Source organism: Roseofilum sp. (assembly GCF_982964205.1).
In genome coordinates, this window is sequence record NZ_CEZBFX010000011.1 from 18,398 (window position 1) to 37,477 (window position 19,080).

Annotated in this window: 19 protein-coding genes; 7 read left to right on the forward strand and 12 right to left on the reverse strand. The window is 44.5% G+C overall.

What is annotated here, in order from left to right:
* Nucleotides 1-41 precede the first annotated feature (41 nt).
* The 9 genes from AC3A14_RS05135 to bfr (AC3A14_RS05175) all read right to left on the reverse strand — a co-directional run bounded on the left by AC3A14_RS05135 (nucleotide 42) and on the right by bfr (AC3A14_RS05175) (nucleotide 10,099).
* Nucleotides 42-500, reverse strand: a complete 459-nt coding sequence (locus tag AC3A14_RS05135; protein ID WP_318731347.1) for an EVE domain-containing protein — start codon at nucleotides 498-500, stop codon at nucleotides 42-44.
* Nucleotides 501-639: 139 nt separating this feature from the next.
* Nucleotides 640-1,947, reverse strand: coding sequence for a hybrid sensor histidine kinase/response regulator (locus tag AC3A14_RS05140; protein ID WP_318731346.1), 1,308 nt, complete (start codon nucleotides 1,945-1,947; stop codon nucleotides 640-642).
* 51 nt (nucleotides 1,948-1,998) lie between these two features.
* The gene (locus AC3A14_RS05145; RefSeq protein WP_318731345.1) at nucleotides 1,999-2,997 is read right to left on the reverse strand and encodes a diguanylate cyclase domain-containing protein; all 999 of its coding nucleotides are present in this window, start codon (nucleotides 2,995-2,997) and stop codon (nucleotides 1,999-2,001) included.
* Nucleotides 2,994-5,462 (reverse strand): hybrid sensor histidine kinase/response regulator, encoded by a 2,469-nt coding sequence (locus AC3A14_RS05150; protein ID WP_318731344.1) that lies wholly within the window; start codon nucleotides 5,460-5,462, stop codon nucleotides 2,994-2,996. Before AC3A14_RS05150 ends, AC3A14_RS05145 begins: the two co-directional genes overlap by 4 nt.
* A 333-nt stretch (nucleotides 5,463-5,795) precedes the next feature.
* The gene (locus AC3A14_RS05155) at nucleotides 5,796-7,037 is read right to left on the reverse strand and encodes an FGGY-family carbohydrate kinase (protein ID WP_318731343.1); all 1,242 of its coding nucleotides are present in this window, start codon (nucleotides 7,035-7,037) and stop codon (nucleotides 5,796-5,798) included.
* 75 nt (nucleotides 7,038-7,112) lie between these two features.
* Entirely contained in the window at nucleotides 7,113-8,450 is a 1,338-nt protein-coding gene (locus AC3A14_RS05160) for a flavin-containing monooxygenase (RefSeq protein ID WP_318731342.1), read from the reverse strand.
* Nucleotides 8,451-8,682: 232 nt separating this feature from the next.
* The gene (locus AC3A14_RS05165) at nucleotides 8,683-9,105 is read right to left on the reverse strand and encodes an ABC transporter substrate-binding protein (RefSeq protein ID WP_318731341.1); all 423 of its coding nucleotides are present in this window, start codon (nucleotides 9,103-9,105) and stop codon (nucleotides 8,683-8,685) included.
* An 11-nt stretch (nucleotides 9,106-9,116) separates the two neighbouring features.
* On the reverse strand, nucleotides 9,117-9,584 hold the full coding sequence (bfr, locus tag AC3A14_RS05170; RefSeq protein WP_318699427.1) for a bacterioferritin: 468 nt from the start codon (nucleotides 9,582-9,584) through the stop codon (nucleotides 9,117-9,119).
* A 50-nt stretch (nucleotides 9,585-9,634) separates the two neighbouring features.
* Complete coding sequence (gene bfr / locus AC3A14_RS05175; protein WP_318699428.1) at nucleotides 9,635-10,099, reverse strand: bacterioferritin; 465 nt, start codon at nucleotides 10,097-10,099, stop codon at nucleotides 9,635-9,637.
* A gap of 194 nt (nucleotides 10,100-10,293) precedes the next feature.
* On the opposite strand from bfr (AC3A14_RS05175), the gene AC3A14_RS05180 reads away from it, so the two are divergent.
* Entirely contained in the window at nucleotides 10,294-10,536 is a 243-nt protein-coding gene (locus AC3A14_RS05180; protein WP_318699429.1) for a (2Fe-2S)-binding protein, read from the forward strand.
* Between the two features lie 57 nt (nucleotides 10,537-10,593).
* On the opposite strand, the gene AC3A14_RS05185 is transcribed toward AC3A14_RS05180, so the two are convergent.
* Nucleotides 10,594-11,427, reverse strand: a complete 834-nt coding sequence (locus AC3A14_RS05185; protein WP_318731340.1) for an inositol monophosphatase family protein — start codon at nucleotides 11,425-11,427, stop codon at nucleotides 10,594-10,596.
* Nucleotides 11,428-11,488: 61 nt separating this feature from the next.
* On the opposite strand from AC3A14_RS05185, the gene AC3A14_RS05190 reads away from it, so the two are divergent.
* Both AC3A14_RS05190 and alr read left to right on the forward strand, forming a co-directional pair.
* On the forward strand, nucleotides 11,489-12,028 hold the full coding sequence (locus AC3A14_RS05190) for a DUF924 family protein (protein ID WP_318731339.1): 540 nt from the start codon (nucleotides 11,489-11,491) through the stop codon (nucleotides 12,026-12,028).
* Between the two features lie 108 nt (nucleotides 12,029-12,136).
* Nucleotides 12,137-13,327 (forward strand): alanine racemase, encoded by a 1,191-nt coding sequence (gene alr / locus AC3A14_RS05195; RefSeq protein ID WP_318731338.1) that lies wholly within the window; start codon nucleotides 12,137-12,139, stop codon nucleotides 13,325-13,327.
* Nucleotides 13,328-13,376: 49 nt separating this feature from the next.
* Here alr and AC3A14_RS05200 read toward each other — a convergent pair whose 3' ends face one another.
* Nucleotides 13,377-13,790: a hypothetical protein gene (locus AC3A14_RS05200; RefSeq protein WP_318699433.1), complete on the reverse strand. Its 414-nt coding sequence runs from the start codon at nucleotides 13,788-13,790 to the stop codon at nucleotides 13,377-13,379.
* Between the two features lie 161 nt (nucleotides 13,791-13,951).
* Between AC3A14_RS05200 and AC3A14_RS05205 the strand changes: the two genes are divergently transcribed.
* The 4 genes from AC3A14_RS05205 to AC3A14_RS05220 all read left to right on the forward strand — a co-directional run bounded on the left by AC3A14_RS05205 (nucleotide 13,952) and on the right by AC3A14_RS05220 (nucleotide 17,401).
* The gene (locus AC3A14_RS05205; protein WP_318699434.1) at nucleotides 13,952-14,302 is read left to right on the forward strand and encodes a slr0373 family blue light stress response protein; all 351 of its coding nucleotides are present in this window, start codon (nucleotides 13,952-13,954) and stop codon (nucleotides 14,300-14,302) included.
* 144 nt (nucleotides 14,303-14,446) lie between these two features.
* On the forward strand, nucleotides 14,447-15,949 hold the full coding sequence (gene ycf46, locus AC3A14_RS05210) for a stress-responsive protein Ycf46 (RefSeq protein ID WP_318731337.1): 1,503 nt from the start codon (nucleotides 14,447-14,449) through the stop codon (nucleotides 15,947-15,949).
* A gap of 155 nt (nucleotides 15,950-16,104) precedes the next feature.
* Nucleotides 16,105-16,458: a DUF1257 domain-containing protein gene (locus AC3A14_RS05215; RefSeq protein WP_271944967.1), complete on the forward strand. Its 354-nt coding sequence runs from the start codon at nucleotides 16,105-16,107 to the stop codon at nucleotides 16,456-16,458.
* 73 nt (nucleotides 16,459-16,531) lie between these two features.
* Nucleotides 16,532-17,401 (forward strand): 3'(2'),5'-bisphosphate nucleotidase CysQ family protein, encoded by an 870-nt coding sequence (locus AC3A14_RS05220; protein ID WP_318731336.1) that lies wholly within the window; start codon nucleotides 16,532-16,534, stop codon nucleotides 17,399-17,401.
* Between the two features lie 10 nt (nucleotides 17,402-17,411).
* Here the strand turns inward: AC3A14_RS05220 and AC3A14_RS05225 are convergent, their stop codons facing one another.
* On the reverse strand, nucleotides 17,412-19,067 hold the full coding sequence (locus tag AC3A14_RS05225; protein ID WP_318731335.1) for an ABC1 kinase family protein: 1,656 nt from the start codon (nucleotides 19,065-19,067) through the stop codon (nucleotides 17,412-17,414).
* Between the last annotated feature and the right edge of the window lie 13 nt (nucleotides 19,068-19,080).

Genomic DNA, 19,080 nt, shown 5'->3' on the forward strand with positions numbered 1-19,080 from the left:
TATTAGGCTAATCTCACCTCTGCTCGTGACTCAAAAGTCTATTAATCGGTGTTAATCGAAGCTATAATTTGTTCAGCTATTGCATCTAAAATAGGCATCACTGATAAGCGGTTTCCCCGTTTAACCACCAATAGCTCTTCTGGGGAAAAGCTCTGTTTTAATTCTGTAATTGAAATCAAGCGGGGAAATTTTTGTATAAATTCGATGTCCACAGTTTGCCAGCGAGGAGCTTCTCGTGTTGCTTTCGGATCGTAATGTTTATCCTGGGGATTAAATTGGGTGGGATCGACAACATTCTCGGTAATCACTTTTGCTAATCCCACAATGCCTGGAGGTTTGGCATTGGAGTGATAAATAAATACCCGATCGCCGACTTTCATTTGTCGTAAGACGTTTCTGGCTTGATAGTTGCGTACCCCATCCCAAACCGTGGTGCGATCGCGCTCCAAATCCGTAATACTATAATCTGTCGGTTCTGATTTTAACAACCAATATGGCATAAATAATGGCACAGTTCACTAAATGTAGCGCTAGTTTATCATGGTCAAGGGGCGATCGCCTATAGTCGATTCGATTAAGATTGATACAATCATGATGGGTCTATTGTAGGATATTGTCATACTTTTTTAAGATGATTCATCAGTCAATCTGATTCTTAATGGGCAAGTAGATAGTAAACGTAGTTTTTTGTTGGGGAATGGAGTGGCATTCAAGAAGTCCATCATGGCGTTGGATAATTTGGTGGGCGATCGCCAATCCTAATCCTGTGCCTTTTCCCGCTGGTTTGGTGGTAAATTGATAGTCAAAAATTTGACTTTGTATATCTTCAGGGATGCCTAACCCGTTATCGGTAACCCGAATTTGGATGAGGGAGCGATCGCTGATAAATTCGGTTGCAATAGTAATGGTATAGGATTCCTCTGAAGAACGACCCCCATTTTTCTCGCACCGCTCATCTAAAGCATCAATACTGTTGGCTAACAGATTCATAAATACTTGATTGAGTTGTTCGGGATAACAGAGGATTTGGGGTAACTCTTGATACTCTTTTCTGATTTCAATGGCTCCTCGATTCCCATTGTTTTTGAGGCGGTGTTTGAGGATAAGTAGAGTACTTTCGAGTCCATCGTGAAGATCGGATTCTACTGGCTTATCATTATTTTTTCTGGAAAACTTGCGTAAGGAAATACTAAGTTGTTGGATGCGATCGCTACCTATCTTAATTGAATTGAGAATATTGGGTAAATCTTCTAACACATACTCTAAATCAATCGTCTCCGAGTGATCGATAATAGCTTCCGTCGGCTGGGGATATTCCTGCTGATAGAGTTGCAAATGCTCCATTAAACTCTGTACTCCTTCTTGGGCAAATGCCAGATTATTCGTAATAAATCCCAAGGGATTATTAATTTCATGGGCAATTCCGGCAATGAGTTGACCCAAAGTTGCCATTTTCTCACTTTGAACTAACTGAATTTGAGTCTCTTGTAACGTTTCAAAAGCACCCAATAAAGCCGCCGTTCGAGCTTCCACTTTCTGTTCTAACTTAAAGGTTAGTTCTCGAATAGTTAATTGACTTCTAACTCGTGCTAATACCTCTTCACACTGAAACGGCTTACTAATATAATCTACACCCCCGACTTGAAAGGCCTTGACCTTATCAATCACATCATCTAAGGCACTAATAAAAACCACTGGAATTTCCGCAGTCTCTGGATTAAGTTTTAAGCGTTCGCAAACCGTATACCCATCTAAATCGGGCATTTTAATATCGAGAATGACTAAATCGGGAGGATCGGCCTGGCAAGAATTTAAGGCCATTTCTCCATTGAGAGCTTTACGCACTTTATACCCTTGTTCGGCTAACATCGTAGAGAGTAAGCGAATATTATCCGGGGTATCATCGACAATTAAAAGATTTTTTGAATCTATATTATTGTTCACCATAAGACTGGGTATGACAGGACAACTGTTGACAGTTTTTAGACAGTTAAATCGTTATCGATAGACAGAATTCCTGCCTTGTTGTTTGGCATGATAGAGTGCTTTATCAGCACTGGAAATCAAGTCTTCTGGAGATAAATCGGAATCTGGAAACCGACAAGCGATCCCCAAACTAACCGTAACATATGAACTCACGATCGATTGACTATGGGGAATTTTGAGGGCTTTCACTTGTACACGAATGAGTTCGGCCACTTGTAAGGCATAATCTGACGAGGCATTGGGTAAAATTATGGCAAATTCTTCTCCCCCATATCGGGCAACTAAAGAGCCAGAATAGGTGACAACTTGTTTCATCGCTTGAGCCACCTTTTGTAGAGATTGATCGCCTTTTAGATGGCCATAGGTATCATTATAAAGTTTGAAATAATCGACATCAGCCAAAATCAACGATAGGGCTTGGGGATATCCTCCAGTATAGAAAGGTAGAGAAAATAACCGTTTCCATTCTTGTTTGAGATAATCATTAAAATGGCGACGGTTACTGAGTTGGGTGAGTTCATCTACGGTCACTAGCCGTTCTAAATTTTGTTGCGTTTGTTGTCGTTGGTTGACCTCTTGTTTCAGTTGTTCGAGTTCTTCTTTGAGTTTGTTCTGTTGATAGCAGAGGCTAAGTTGATGCTCTACCCGAGCTAAGACTTCTTCGACTTGGAAGGGTTTGGTAATGTAGTCTAGTCCGCCAGATTTGAAGGCCTGCAATTTATGGTTGGCTTCATCTAAGGCACTCAAGAAAATAATGGGGATTTGGGCGGTCATGGAGGAAGATTTGAGGACATCACAAACTTGATAGCCATTCATGCCAGGCATATTAATATCGAGTAAGATTAAATCCGGAGGCTGGGCGGTGCAGGAGGCGATCGCCATTTCTCCATTGATGGCTTTTCGTACTTTATACCCCTGCTGTGTCAGCATTTTGGAGAGCAAACGCAAATTATCGGGCAGATCGTCCACAATTAAGATATTGCGCCCCATGAGTTCCGGTTCTGCGATCATGGTCTTACCTTTTCAATTAACGACACCACACAGTCAAAGCGAAAATTATGGGCCCATTCTGATAATTGCTGGGATAGAGGACTTAAGGATTCGGGAATTTGGTCAATGAGTAAGACCATTTCATCGTCAAATCCTTTAATAGCAGTTTGATAGAGTTCTTCGATCCACTCTGGTGTCATTTCTGCGAGATAGTCTTCTAAAGGACGTGCTAGAGGTCGATCGGCTTCTGAGGGTGAATTGTCGTTCTCTTGATAAAGATACTCAATTCCCAGATGTTGGGCAATTTTTTCTAAGAGAATGTTTTCTCGGAAGGGTTTACGCAAGAATTCATCACATCCAGCACTGAGGACTAAATTGCGTTCTTCTTCAAAGGCGCTGGCTGTGAGGGCAAAAATGAGGGTACTGCGACCTTTGGAAGTACTTTTAATCTGTCGGGTGGCTTCGTAACCGTCCATGACTGGCATTTGCATATCCATGAGAATCAAATGGGGGTACCATCGTTTCCAGATGGCGATCGCCTCTTGCCCATTAGAAGCCATCTCCACCTCAAAGCCTAAATTGCCCAACAGTTGCAGCAGTAGCATCCGACTTTCTTGGCGATCGTCTACAGCTAAGATCCGTTTGGTGGGTTGCCCAGGAGCTAATCCCTTCACCTTACGAGTGGGAACAGAGGACTCAATCTCACTTGAATCTATTAATTTGACTTGGATGGAAAAGGTAAAGGTCGATCCGCGATCCACTTCGGAAGTCACGGTCAAATCTCCCCCCATCAACTGCACAAACTGACGACTAATGGGCAATCCTAATCCAGTCCCCTGTTGGGATTTACGCCCGGTTTCCGTTTGCCCAAAGGGTTCAAATAGTTGATGCAACTCTTCTGGGGCAATTCCTGGTCCTGTATCTTCGACTCGAAACTCAATAGTTGTCTCTTCCTGATTTTCTACTGTTGATTGTCCATTTACCCGCAGGGCAACCCCCCCATCTTGGGTAAATTTAATCGCGTTCCCCAGTAAATTAATTAAAACTTGGCGCAATTTTCCTTCATCTGCACCAATAAATTGGGGCACATAGGAGTCCCGTTCAAAGAGGAGGTGCAAGCCTTTTGACGTGGCTTTAAGCTGAAGCATTTCTTCAATACTTTTGAGCAGGCGATAGAGATCGAAGTTACTGGGATTGAGGGTCACTCGACCTGCTTCTATTTTGGACATTTCCAAAATATCATTAATCAACTCTAGAAGATGTTCTCCCGATCGCCCAATAATCTCTAAATTTTCTTGGTGTTCTCGTTTGAGTGAAGGGTCTCGACTCATGATTTGGGTAAAACCAAGAATCGCATTTAAAGGGGTGCGCAGTTCATGGCTCATATTAGCTAAAAACTCACTTTTGGCTTGATTCGCCTGTTCTGCTGTTTCTTTGGATTTGGCTAGGGCTTCTTCTGCGTGTTTGCGTTGGGTAATATCATTGGTGACCGACAGTAAACAATCTTCTCCTCTGAGTTTAATGATATCGGCAGAAAGTAAGGTAATGCGGCGCTCTCCGGATTTGGTACAAAATTCAAATTCATAATCGCGGATAAAGCCCTGACTCACTAGGGTTTCAAAGAGGTTGACTCTCTGTTCCATTTTTGTCCAGAGTTCCAATTCTACGGCGGTGCGCCCAATGACTTCTTCGTTGGTATATCCGGTGGTTCTTAGGAAGGCATCATTGACTTCTAGGTGTCGCCCATCTTTCATGGAGGTGATGGTAATGGGGTGTGGGGTACACTGAAAGACAATGGAAAATTTATCTTCGGATGCTCGCTTATCGGTTTCGGCGAGGGTGCGATCGCTAATTTCTTGCTCTAGTTGCTTTGTTTTGGTTTCCAGCTCTTGGGTTCTAGATTTAACTTGAGCCTCTAACGTTTGATTTAAGTGTTTGAGTTGGGTTGATAAAACAGTGAGTTCTTGGCGTTTGTTTTCTAAGTCTTGAATTTCTTGATCGGAACGTAGGTTTTTTAATAAACAGATCCCTAACGTTTGTTGATTGAGCTGATCTTTCTGCTGATAATCATTAATCTCATAATTGAGCCATATAGAAAACTCTAAGGCTCGATCCGGCTCTGTTGCACAGACAATAAGGCGATGGCATGAGTTGGCACAATCTTCTCTAATCCACTGAACCAGATCTAACCCACCCCTGGGTTTGTCTAGATCTAGATCGATAAAAACAATGCTAAAATCTGGATTGACTTCTAGATAACTTTGCGCTTTTTTTCTATTCTTTATCCATTCGACTTTCAAGGATTTTCCTTGAAATACAAAATCCTGAAATTTCTCCGTCAAAGTCTGGTAAATCTGTGGATCTCGATCGATCGCTAAAATCGACCAACAGGCAGTTGATGACTGATTGGATGCACCCCGGTTATGGTTTTTCGATGGCAAGAGTTCAGCGGTTTTGTCCGATGATTCTCTCTGTTTTTTCTTCATAGTTGATACCAAAACCGTAAGTTACTGGCTACGTGTTATAGCAGTGCGTGAGTCTATTAGGACAGACAAGGGGCTGAGAACAACTTGGTCTCTTCCAGTTTTCAGTTATTTATTATACCATCTTATGATATCTTGCACTAATATATCCTTGACAGACAAGGGTCTTAAGCCTCTTGTTAAAGTGCAACCTCATAGAGTAATGGCATGACTTAGCTATAATAATCTACTCATTATAATCAACTTCTGTCGGATCTCAAATTGGCTTAAAAACTTGTCATATCTAGACTGTGTAATATTCAGCGTATTTAATGATCTTGTTTCTCGTATCTTCAACTAAATTGGATTCAAGGCTAAACACGCACTGCCATAGGCAGCTAAAGGACTGATGGGGGTGAGAAAGGGAACAGATAAATAGGTTTGCCGTAGCTGTGACCAAGTATGACTTTTTGCTCCCCCTCCAGCCGTATACAAGCGTCTGAGAGGGGTAGCTCCCAGTTCGGAGAGTCGTTGATATCCCAGAGCTTCAATACGGGCGATCGCTTGTAGGAGTCCATGGAGAAACTCAACGGGGTTATCTGGACGGGGATCGAGACGGGGGAGGAGGTTCGGATCGTTGATCGGAAAGCGATCGCCTTTTCCGAGTAAGGGATAATAATCTAGGGGACTTTCCTGATGAGGGTTAATTTGACGGGAGAAAGTATCTAATTCTACGTCAGTAAAAAAATGCCGCAGCACTGCACCCCCAGTATTAGAAGCGCCTCCCACTAAATAGCGATCGCCAAACCGATGGCTATAAATTCCATAACAGCTATCGTTAACCGGGATTTCACTGAGCAATTTTAACACTAAGGTGGAGCCAAGAGAGGTCACCGCATCACCGGGAAAAGATGCACCACTGGCAATAAAGGCGGCAATACTATCGGTGGTTCCAGCACAAATGAGACAATCGGAGGGGAAGGAAAAGGATTGGGCAATGTCTGGTAAGATAGGGGCGATCGCTTCTCCAGGGGTATAAATTTTCGGTAACTTTAGAGTTGCAGGGAGCTTGGGAAACCAATCGGGATAGCACAAATTATGGACATCATAGCCCAATTTGAGGGCATTGTGATAATCACTGATACCAAGTCTTCCGTGGAGTAAAGAGGCTAACCAGTCAGCTTGATGGAGGACATAGATTGGGCGATCGCCAAATGAAAGGTTTTCTAATCCCCAAAACAGCTTTGCCAAGCTCGATGTGGCACTCAAAACCAGATGATCCGCAGGCGCAAAGCGTTGTAACTGAGGCATGACAGCTTTTCCTCGGTCGTCATTGTACATCAATGGGGGCGCGATCGCCTCGCCCTCGCGATCGCAAAATAGGACAGTTGCCGAAGTCCCATTGATTAAAATTCGCGTAATCTGTTGGCGACACTCTAGTGGCAGTTGCTCTAATAACGAAAACAGGCTAGTTTTCCAGACTTGGGGATGCTGGCGATCGTAAGTGCAGGTTGCCTGAGCAAAGATTGCCCGATCTGGATTAATGGCGATCGCCCTAGCTCCCGATGTGCCAAAATCGATTCCTAACGCTAACCCCATATACAGTAATAAATTTATTACTAATACCCTATCATAACCTGTTCAAGCCTATTTACACAGTCAATCTTTAATCCATCAACACTTAGTAGGAGACATGACTCTTTTAGCTTGGTTTTCGGGTAAAACTTCATTCTCAAACTCAGGATACTGGGAATCCAGAGTATAAGCAATTTTGCGAATTAAAGGAAAAGCAATTTTCCCCAACTTTAACTGCCTAAAAACAGCTTGCGGATCGGATAAGTGGGTTGTGGGTAATTCCTGCCCCATTTTTTTGAAGACTAAGCCAAGGGGAATTTTAAGCTCTTCTTGTAGTTGTAAACATTGGACTAAAAATTGACTGTAAAGGCCAATAATTGAACCCACTCCGCCTCGCGCTTGCCCCCAGCCAATATAGTAAATCCCTTTATAATCGTCTAAAAAAGTTCCGGCATAACATTGAACGATTGCCCCTTTAATCCGTTGCAGCTCATCAGGCAAAAAGGGATAGGCAACATGATACCCTGTAGCGCAAACAATCAAATCAATATTAGCCGAGCTACCATCGACAAACTCTACGGTAGAGTCATGCAAGCAGTCAATGCCAGGCTTGGGTGTGATTTTTCCTTGTTTAATATAATAAGGAACTTCATTATTGATAGTAGGATGTTTGGTAAATAGGCGATAGTTCGGCTTGGGTAAACCATAGCGTTTATGGGGGCCAAAAGTGAGTTGAATAATCGTCTGAGCCATAGCTCGTTGTACCCATTCGGGCATCCACCATTGAACCAGATTAACGACTGGAACGCCGACAAAGGTTTTGGGAATAAACCAAACGGACTCTCGCAAGCTAAGAAACGATTTTGCCGCGACTCGTGCTGCTTCAGCAGCAATATCACAACCTGAGTTACCTCCACCAATAACAAGGACTCGTTTACCCCGTAGTTGCTCCGGATGTTTATAATCTTTAGAATGAATGATTTCACCCTTGAATTCACCTTGAAATTCTGGAAAGCGCTTGCACCAATGATGACCATTACAGATTAAAATTCCCTTGTAAGTTCTTTCTTCTCCGTTTGCAAAAATGACGTGCCAGAGATTATTCTTGGTTGGATTAACGGCGATGACTGTGCGATTAAGTTCGATATTTTCCCGTAATTGATAATGGTCGGCAAAATGACGCAGATAGGCTAACATTTGAGCCGCACTTGGAAAGTCGGGATAGTCATCTGACATAGGAAACTGAGGGAATTGGGTAACCTTTCGAGAGGAGATAATATGGGCAGTTTCATACACGCCATGATACCAATTGCCCCCAATATCATCGCTGGCATCAACTTGATCGTAGGGAATTTGGGCAGATTTCAGAGCCTCGGCAATACCGAGTCCGATAAAACCCGCCCCAAGGATGATGTATTTTTCACAGGTTTGGGACATGATAATGAGAATGGATGGACGATCGCAAACTTAGAGGATTATAGACTAATTAAAAGAATTGTGGTGATAAAAGTCCCTTCTCCAAAACTAATTTTAAATATCGTCCCATATTACGGCGCTTTCCCCTGTAACCACGCTAATTTTTAGTAGCTGTTCACTGGCGTTTTGGATGGAGTCTATGGTGCCTGGGTTAATTAAACCGTAGTAGTCAAACACATGAACTTGTTGGGTTTTAACTGCTTTCAGTATACGTCTCAATATTCAGCTCCGTAAGCCTGGCCGCAATTTGATCGTGAAACCCAGTTGCACCAATGACTAAATCGGGTTTCAGAGCAATAATTTTCTCTAAACTTGGTGCAGTTTGTCCTTGACTGACAGGGGTGATGTCGGCGAACCGGGGGTCTTTCTCTAGCAGGGAACTTCCAGGAATACCCACTAATTTGGAAGCGTCTAACCGTTGCAAAATATCTGCCGAAAGAGAGGTTAAGGCCACTACTCGCTCTAGGCTTTCGGTTGGAATCTCTTCTGGAGAGCTAAGGGGTGTCTCTAGAAGAGGAGAAACCTGGGGTTGAGTACAGGCGAAGAGACTCAAACTCAGGAGGATCGCTAAACCCACTCCGATCCACCGAGTCTCATTTTGCCTGTTCCTCAACATAATCATCACTCCTACATTTGAGATTGGATATAGTTTGCTTCCCCAAGCATCTCCATCAATCTTAATTGTTGTTCTAACCAATAGGCATGATCTTCTTCCGTATCCGTTAGAATCACTTCTAAGATTTCGCGAGTTTGATAATCTTGCTCGGTTTCGCAAACGGCGATCGCTTCTTTCAAGTCGGAAACTACTTTGTACTCTAACTCTAAGTCACTAGCGAGCATTTCCTTTACTGTTGAGCCAATATTGAGACCCTCCTGTTGGGATAAATCTGGACGTGCTTCTAAAAACAATAATCGCTTAATAATCGCATCCGCATGTTGGGTTTCTTCTTGCATTTCATGATCGATGCGCTCATAGAGCTTATTCAATCCCCAATCTCCATACATACGAGAATGGGTAAAATACTGATCCCGTGCAGCGAGTTCACTTCTGAGCAGTTTGTGCAGTTGGTCAATAACTCGATCTGTCCCTTTCATTGTTTTCGTCTCACTTTAAAACTGGGTGGTTACTCGGATAATTGTTGGGATTACATCATCGATTGCAGATAATTTTCTAATCCTGCACTTTCGATTAGCCATTGTTGAGATTCGAGCCAATCAATCGACTCTTCGATGTCCTCTAGAATCTCTTCTAGCATGTCCCGACTAACATAGTCTTGAACCGATTCACACAGTTTAATTGCCTGTTGGAGATCTGACCGTATGTCTTGATACATTCTCAAGTCGTTTTGCAACAGTTCTGGTACTGTTTCACCGATGAGCAATTTACCTAAATCTTGTAAATTGGGCAAACCTTCCAGAAATAAAGTCCGCTCAATCAGCTTATCGGCATGTTTCATCGCTGCAATCGATGCCTTATACACTTTATCGTTTAGCTGATGAAGTCCCCAGTTTTTACAGATTCTGGCATGGAGAAAAAACTGGTTAATTGCCGTCAATTGAAGTTTGAGGGCAGCATTTAATTGGGTGTGGACATTAGTATTGCCCTGCATTGGTGTTCTCCTAACTGATTGATTGCTCTTTAATCAAGAACAGGTATCGATTTCGAGTTGTCTTCGCCGATCCTACTTGACTTCCTAGGGGCTGTCAATGCATAATGGAAGGAGTTAATTGAGAATACTTTTCATTAACTTAGGATTAAGTTAAGACAAGAATAACTAAAATCTAGTGGAGGCAGTGAACCTAGATGTACATTTGTATTTGTCATGCAATTACGGATCGCGATATTCGCAAGGCGGTCGCTCAAGGAGCTTGTTCTATCGATCTAGTCTGCGATCGCCTGGAATTTTCTGGTGGTTGTGGACGCTGTCGGGAACATGCCCAACAAGTGGTCCAAGAAGCGCTCTCTGAAAACCAAGCACCGATAGAAATTGGCTCAATTGCTTGTAAAACTCAAGAGCGTTATGACGATCGCCGTAAAGCTTCTTAAGAGTTACTCACAATTTGTTGAGTCAAACTCTTAATAAGAAAATACTTTTAAATTCGCCTATTGAGTAACAGTAACTATCCAAGGTTGGAATAGCTCCACCCATTGGGAGTGACTGACCACCAGGGTGGGATAGGGGTAATGATGATAATCTTCACCCGATATGAGGGGAAAAGGAGCCGCATGGGTGAGGGGAACCCAGACGACACCAGCAGCATGGGATATCGCCCAAACTGCGGCAATATCCCAGATTTTCGGGGTCGCTTCTATCCCCCCGATGGCAATTCCGGCAGAAACGGTGAGTATACTGTAAGTTGCTACACCAAGCATCCGAATTTTACAGGGAAAAGGAGCGGAATCGGCCTGCAAAACCGAGGTAGTGCGAGCGCAACGATTACAAAGATTAAAGAAATGATTGTGACTGGGCTGATCGGACGTTGGGGTAATGGGGCGATCGTTCAAGAACGCCCCGACGGGATGGCCTTCTAGCTCTGAGGGAGCATTCCAAAACCCATAAAAGGAGTGACGAATGGGGGGAAAATAGAGATAGCCAAATACGGGAGTGCCTTGATAGAGTAAGGCCATAGAAATTCCCCACAGGGGAACGCCACGCGTAAAATTGGTTGTACCATCAATGGGGTCAATAATCCAACACCAAGGAGTATCGGGAAAATGTTTGGCTGTTTCTTCTGTTAATACTCCATGATCGGGAAATTGGGCTAAAATTCGTTCTTGTAGTTGGAGATCGGCCCATTGATCTGCCTGCGTCACTAAAGAACCATCGTCTTTTTCAAGTCCCTGCACCTGACCAAACTGCTTGAGAAGTTCTTCTCCGACCTCCTCGGTTGTCACTTTCACAAACTCCAAAACTTGTTTCCACAGGGGATAATTCATTAACTCCATACTGACTAAGCTAGAATAACTACAATCCGATCTTAAGATGAACGGGGTTCCTATGGAGTATCGAGAAATTATTGAGTTTTGGTTTGACCAAATCGATCCGAAGCAGTGGTGGAAAAAAGATGAATCATTGGATCTCCTCATTCGCGATCGCTTTGGTCAAATCCATAATCAAGCAACGCTGTGCGAACTTTACCCTTGGCGGACAGATCCTTTAGGAAGATTAGCTGAGATTATTATTCTCGATCAGTTTTCTAGAAATATATATCGAAATCAGGCATTAGCTTTTGCCTTTGATTCCTTAGCATTAGCGCTCGCTCAAGAGGCAATTTCTGGTCAAACGAATCGATATCTTACTATTGAGCAAAAGTCATTTCTCTATCTACCTTTCATGCATAGTGAATCTCTGAGAATTCATGAAATTGCTGTAGAATTATTTAGCCAGCCAGGATTAGAGTCCAATCTCCAGTTTGAATACAGACACAAGGAAATTATCGAGAAATTTGGACGGTATCCCCACAGAAATGATCTTTTGGGTCGTTTATCTACACCCGAAGAAACTAAATTTCTTCAACAACCGGGTTCATCCTTTTAATCAGTGAAGGAGCCATTCTTAATTCCTGACTCCCCCTTCTCTCTTGTCGGAATCCGGAACACCAGATACAGTGTGGAATAACTTTGGTGTGGTCTGTAAGGAGTGGATATGCTCAGTCAAGAATCTTCGCGGAAATTTCAATCGAATCGTTCATCTTTACAAGAAAGTGGGGCAACTGTGCCTTTGCGGGAACGAGCTTGGGTAGAAATCGATCGAGGGGCGATCGCCCATAATGTGCGAGAACTCAAACACCATTTACAGCAAAACTGTCAGTTAATGGCAGTCGTGAAGGCGGATGCGTATGGTCATGGGGCGATCTCTGTGGCTGAAACTGCCTTGGAAGCGGGGGCAAGTTGGTTAGGGGTGGCGACAATTCCAGAGGGGATACAATTACGGGAAGCCGGGATAGAAGCCCCGATTCTACTTTTAGGCGCGGTTAATAGTCCGGAACAAATCCAGGCGATCGCCCATTGGCATCTGCAACCGACTCTGTGTAGTGCCAAACAAGCTTTAATTGTTTCCGAAACCCTGAGCGAACTGGACAAAACCCTCACGGTTCACCTGAAACTGGATACCGGAATGTCCCGTTTAGGCATTCCTTGGCAAGAAGGAGCTGAGTTTTTCCAGCAGGTTTCCCACTTACCCCATCTCCAAGTTGGCAGTATCTATTCCCACTTGGCAACGGCGGATAGTCCCGATCGGCGGATCATGAATCAACAGCATCAGCGTTTTCAAGAGGCGATCGCCCAAATTAAAGCCACGGGATTACCTTTGCCAAAACTGCATTTAGCTAATTCTGCGGCTACGTTATGCGATCGCTCTTGCCATTATGACTTTGTGCGAGTTGGACTGGCTACCTATGGACTCTATCCCGCTCCCCACCTCCAAGATTTGGTCAGCCTCAAACCGGTAATGCAAGTCAGAGCAAGGATCACCCAAATTAAAACTATTCCTGCGGGAACCGGTATTAGTTATGGATATCAATATATTACGGCCCAGGAGATGACTGTTGCTGTTGTGGGTATCGGATATGCCGATGGGGTTCCTCGTAACCTCTCCAATAAAGTGCAAGTCGGTATTCGAGGGCAGCGTATTCCCCAAGTGGGCGCTATTACCATGGATCAGTTAATGCTTGATGTTAGCAGTATCCCCGATCTGCAAGTGGGCGAGGTCGTTACCCTTTTAGGGCAAGATGGCCAAAATCAGTTTACCGCTGATGATTGGGCGGACACTCTTGGTACTATTTCTTGGGAAATCTTATGTAGCTTCAAACATCGTTTACCGAGAGTAACTCGATGATCTCCAGCATGGGACGGGTTTTGTCTTTTGCGATCGCCCGTTACTCGACTCAGGGAATGGTATATTCCCTCGCGATTTGTTCAAAGAGGGGATAATATTGGGCAAATTCTGAACTGGGCGATCGCCCTTCCCAAACATAATAGACTTGATTGCTATAGATTCTCAGGGTTAACCGGCTGGTGGTCGTCTCTAGAGTTGGGGTTAATAAACCTTTGATTCCTTGGTTGGTAATAAAGTTTGAACCATCGTGTAAGCCATTAAGTTCAACCTGAGACTGGGCAAACCCTTGGATCTGAATCTCTGGGCGATCGGGATGGCTGAAAATTTGCCCGTCCTGATTTTCCGGGGGCGGTTGCGCTTGCCATCGATCGGGATAGGGAAATGTAAATCCATAACGGGGATTTTGATAAATTTTCCAGTTATTCAATGGGGGATTTGCAGCGCAAGCAGAGACTGAAATCATTACACACAAAAGGATTAGCGCTTTTAACGCTGTCCTCCACATCCTCCGCTTTGTAAACAAATGTAACAATATTGCCGTCATACAGTCTTTACGTCTTGACAGCTAATGATAGAATCGATAAGGTAATAAGGCATAGCCGGATAGGACGACTCCAGAGCTATATGCAAGACAAGCAAAAAGTTACGCTGTACATTCCCCCAGAACTCCATCGTCGGCTAAAAATACAAGCGGCGATCGATTTAGAACCGATGTCAGCCATTGTAGAACGGGCAATTACATTCTACCTGGAACATCCAGAGGTCGTGGACAATATGAACGATTCCTACGGGAAAACGTATCAGATCCATACCTGTCCAGAATGTGAGAGTTCAGTGGTTATCCAAGATGGAGAACTGGTCGCTCTTAAGAATCAGCCCACAGTGCTGTCTGAAGAGGAACTGCCAGTTGAGAGGGTGTCAAACCTTGATTCCCAGATTTCTCAATCTGGCGAGGAAGAATTGGTTCCGTGCTAGATATTGTCGGATCATATGCTGACATAAATGGCCGGACTAATCCGATTGTAAGCTAAACGTTTAACCCTGGGTTATCCACTTAGTATCGATCAGATTAGTCTAGCCCCAACCGGTATTCCCCCTGTTGCAAGTAGGTCGATCGCTATGCGAGAGCAGCTTAGTATTTTAATTAAAGCTCAATATCCCCTAATCTACCTCGTAACCTCTGAGGAAGAGCGGGCAGAGCAATCCATAGCCAACCTTGCACAAGGCAAGTCTCCAAGACGACTCTACGTTTGGACAGTCACCCGTGGAATGGTTGAGTACGGAGAACCTCGCAGCGTAACCCAGCACAACACGTTGTCACCGGAAGCGGCGATCGAATGGGTGATTCGCCAACCTTCCAAAGAAGGGGCAATCTTTATCTTTAAGGACTTGCATTCCTTCTATACTCCAACGATCGTGCGGTGGTTACGCGATGCGATCGCCAACTTTAAGGGAACTCAGAAGACCATTATATTAATGTCTCCTGTGCAAGAAATTCCCATTGAATTGGAAAAAGAAATTATTGTTCTTGACTTTCCTTTACCCGATCTTGAGGCTCTCAACCAAATCTTATCCGCTCAACTCGGTTCTAGTCGGATCAAGACCAATGTGCGAGAAAAACTCCTCAAAGCTGCCCTAGGATTAACCCTAGATGAAGCAGAAAAGGTCTATCGTAAAGCTCAAGTAACAGCCGGTCGATTAACAGGATCTGAGGTAGAAATCGTTCTATCTGAGAAAAAACAGTTAATTCGCCGTAATGGTATTCTCGAATACATTGAAGAAGACGAAACCCTTGATTCAGTCGGGGGGTTAGAAGAACTCAAATCCTGGCTCAAACAGCGATCGAACGCCTTTACTGAGCGAGCCAGACAATACGGACTCCCCCAACCCAAAGGAATGCTCATTTTAGGCGTTCCCGGTTGTGGAAAATCCCTAATTGCTAAAACAACCTCTCGCCTGTGGGGATTACCCCTACTGCGCCTGGATATGGGTCGAGTCTACGATGGGTCCATGGTTGGTCGTTCAGAAGCGAACCTCCGAAATGCCCTGAAAACGGCTGAATCCATTTCCCCCGCTATCTTGTTCATTGATGAACTCGACAAAGCCTTTGCTGGAGGAACCGGTTCGGCGGACTCCGATGGCGGAACCTCTAGCCGGATCTTCGGATCGTTCCTCACCTGGATGCAAGAAAAAACCTCCCCAGTGTTTGTCATGGCAACTGCTAATCGTGTAGAGCGATTGCCCGGAGAGTTCTTGCGTAAAGGCCGCTTTGACGAAATCTTCTTTGTCGATCTACCCAATGAACAAGAGCGTCAAGATATTTTCACCATTCATCTAGAAAAACGTCGCCGAGATATATCCCGCTTCGATATCGAGCAACTCTCGAAGATCTGCGATGGTTTTTCCGGAGCTGAAATTGAGCAGGCCCTGATTGCAGCCATGTATGAAGCATTTGCCCAGGATCGGGAATTTACCCAACTGGACATAATTGCTGCGATCAAAGCTACGTTGCCCCTGTCAAAGACGATGCAAGAACAGGTCTCTGCCCTCAGAGACTGGGCAAGACAACGTGCTAGACCTGCGGCTGCTTCAGTTGCTGAATATCAGCGACTGGAGTTCTAACAGACTTTCTCTCCTGCTCCCAACAGGAGGAAAGACTAGCGCATCCCTCGCTAGTTCATCCAACGCCAGCGATCGCCATCAGCGCTCAACGGCATAGTTTCAATCCATGAGTTGTCGTTTCTCTCAAACAACGTTTTCTTAGGAGGAAATCTCAAATGTCTCACTTTAGCACCCTGCGTACCAAAATCACCGACGCTGAAATCCTCAAGTCTTCCTTGCGTGACCTGGGTATCTCCGTTAAGAGTGAAGCCAATGTGCGTGGATACAACGGCCAACAGGTTCGTGCTGACATCGTTGCGGTTCTCGAAGGCGAATATGACCTCGGCTGGTCTCGTAATGCTGATGGTTCTTTCGACCTGATCGCTGACCTCTGGGGTGTTGCGAAAAAGCACAATCAAACCGAGTTGATCAACTCCATCAACCAAAAATATGCAGTCAACAAGACCCTGAGCGAAGTTAAGCGTCCTGGTCTGCAAAACGCTAACGTGAAATTGGTTGTCCAAAAGTAATTTCTCTAGCGCGTTTCCAAGTTAACGGGTTAACCTAATGCTGGTTACCCCGTTTTTTTATGTCGAGAGAGCTATGGATCGCATTGCATCTGAGTTTAATCCCAAAATCACTCAAGTATTACAAGAGTGTGGTCAACAAATTGAGTTGCTCAGTGAGTCTTTTGAGGTCGATCAAAAAGGCCCAGGAGATTATGTAACCAATGTCGATCGCTATTTAGACCGGAAGCTGTCTCAGGTTTTTGGCGGTATGTTTCCCCAAGATGGCATTATTAGCGAGGAAAATGAAGTATCAAGACGCTTATTCCATCAAGGGTATGAACAATTATGGTGTATCGATCCCTTAGATGGTACAGAAGGATTAGTCAATGGTCGTCAAGATTATGCGGTGATGGTAGGGTTGTTGCGAGATTATCAACCGATCGCCGGTTGGGTTTATGCTCCTGCACGGGCAAGATTATATTATGGGGGCCAGGATTGGGGTTTATTTGAAATTCGCTCTCAAGAACTACCCAAAGCCATCATTCCCCAAATACCTCCCTCTCCCTCTACATCATTCTGTCCCGTGCAAATTGGCTTTCAAGACCGGAAAAAGTATGGCCAAGCTCTAACTCAGTTTGTTCCCCACATTCAATTTTACTCTTTAGGCAGCTTTGGCTTGAAGGTCTTAGAGGTAATTTTTGGTCGGGTTGGCCTGTATTTTTACTTCAATCGTCGGGTAAAACTCTGGGATACTGTCGGCCCCATCGCCTTAGCTCAGAGGGCGGGATTAATTTGTTGCGATCTAGAGGGTCAACCCTTAGAGTTTAGCCCCAATGCCATTCATCCGGATACCTTGGCCCACGAGCAAATGATCGTTATTGGTTGGCCAGAGTATATTGAGGCTCTTCTACCAGGATTACAGAAAGCAGTGTATTCAGTTCAAGGGGCGATCTCCACCAGTTAATCCTAGCTCCTTAAGATCGCAATCGTCCTGACCTTAGGATACTGACGACAAGCCATAATCCAATAAAGCTGGCGGCTCCAAATAAGACGGCGCTGAGTAACGAGAGTTGGGGACTTTGGGCATTACTGGAAATAACGGCTGCTCCCATAATTAGGGAACCAACGAGAATGCTAAAGGAGAGGCGGTTAGCGGAGTCGTCAATACTGCGACGAAGTCGCTCTAGGTCTTTAACCTGAATATTCCAATTCAAAGTTTCTGAGGTTAAACGGTCGAGAAATAATTCAATTAGGCGAGGGGATTGTAAGGAGAGACTTTTGAAATCGAGAGCCGTTCTGAGTAGGGTTTGAATGGGTTTATCTCCGAGCAATTGGCGCTGGAAAATATCGGTAATCAGAGGTTTAATTTGATCGAGTAAATTAATTTGGGGATTAAAGCCTCTGGCGACTCCTTCTAAGTTGGCTAAAGATTTGGCATAGAGTCCCATGTTACCGGGGAGACGAATTTTGTTTTTGCGGGCAACTTCGAGAATTTCGTAGAAGACTTCGCTAAAGTTAATTTCACTCAAATTAACGTTATAGTATTTGCGAAGCATCCGTGTATAGTCGGCTTCCAAACGACTAAGATTAACGGGTTGATTCGATTCGGCTAAATCTAAGGTGAGTTGGGCGCAACGTTGGGCATCAATATCCACGATCGCCAGCAACATTTCGGTTAGAATTTGTTGCGTCCGTGGATCTAAGCGTCCAATCATACCACAGTCTAACAGGGCCACTCTTCCATCGTTGAGCAAGAAAATGTTGCCAGGATGAGGATCGGCATGAAAGAAGCCGTTAATATAAATTTGTTGGAAAAAGGCCCGGAAGAGGAGAGTTGTTACCCGATCTCGTTTTTGCTCGAGCGATAGGGTGGGAGTGACGAATGGGCTTAAGTCGGCTGAAAGGAGGGGTTTGCCTTCTAACCATTCTAAAACCAGGAGTTTTTGGCTGGTATAGTCCCAGTAGACTTGGGGAATAACGAGTTGTTTGGGGTCAAACCAGCGACTGGCGGATAAATTTTCTTGCATTTGTGTGGTGAAATGGCCTTCTTTAGTGAAGTCCAGTTCATCGCGCAGGGATTTGGTAAATTCGTCAGCGAGGGCGACTAAATCATAGTCTTGACCAAAATCGCTCAGTGATGCCAGTTCAGCTAATCCTTTAATGAGGGTAATGTCTTGCTCGACAATGCGACTAATGCCAGGACGTTGGATTTTTAAGGCCACGTCTTGCCCCGTGTTGAGGGTAGCACGATGGACTTGGCCGAGGGAACCGGCGGCGATCGCCTCTGGCTCAATTTGAGGGAAGGCTTCTTCTAAGGGAACGGGTAAATTTTGACGCAGTTGGGCCTCCACCTCTGACCAAGGCACCGCAGGAACATTGGCTTGCAGATCGGACAGAGCCGTAATATAACGACCCGGTAGTAAATCAGGTCGAGTACTGAGCAGTTGTCCTAATTTAACAAATACGGGCCCTAAATCAACCAGAATATTGCGTAATACGGTGGGAGAAGGTAACTTAGGTTCACCGGGTTGATCCCCTTTGAGCAAGCCTTCGATGTAATCCCAACCGTTGCGGAAGACGACTTCTAAAATTTCCCGTTGGCGCGAACTGGTCTTGGTGAGTGCAAACATGGTGGGATTAATT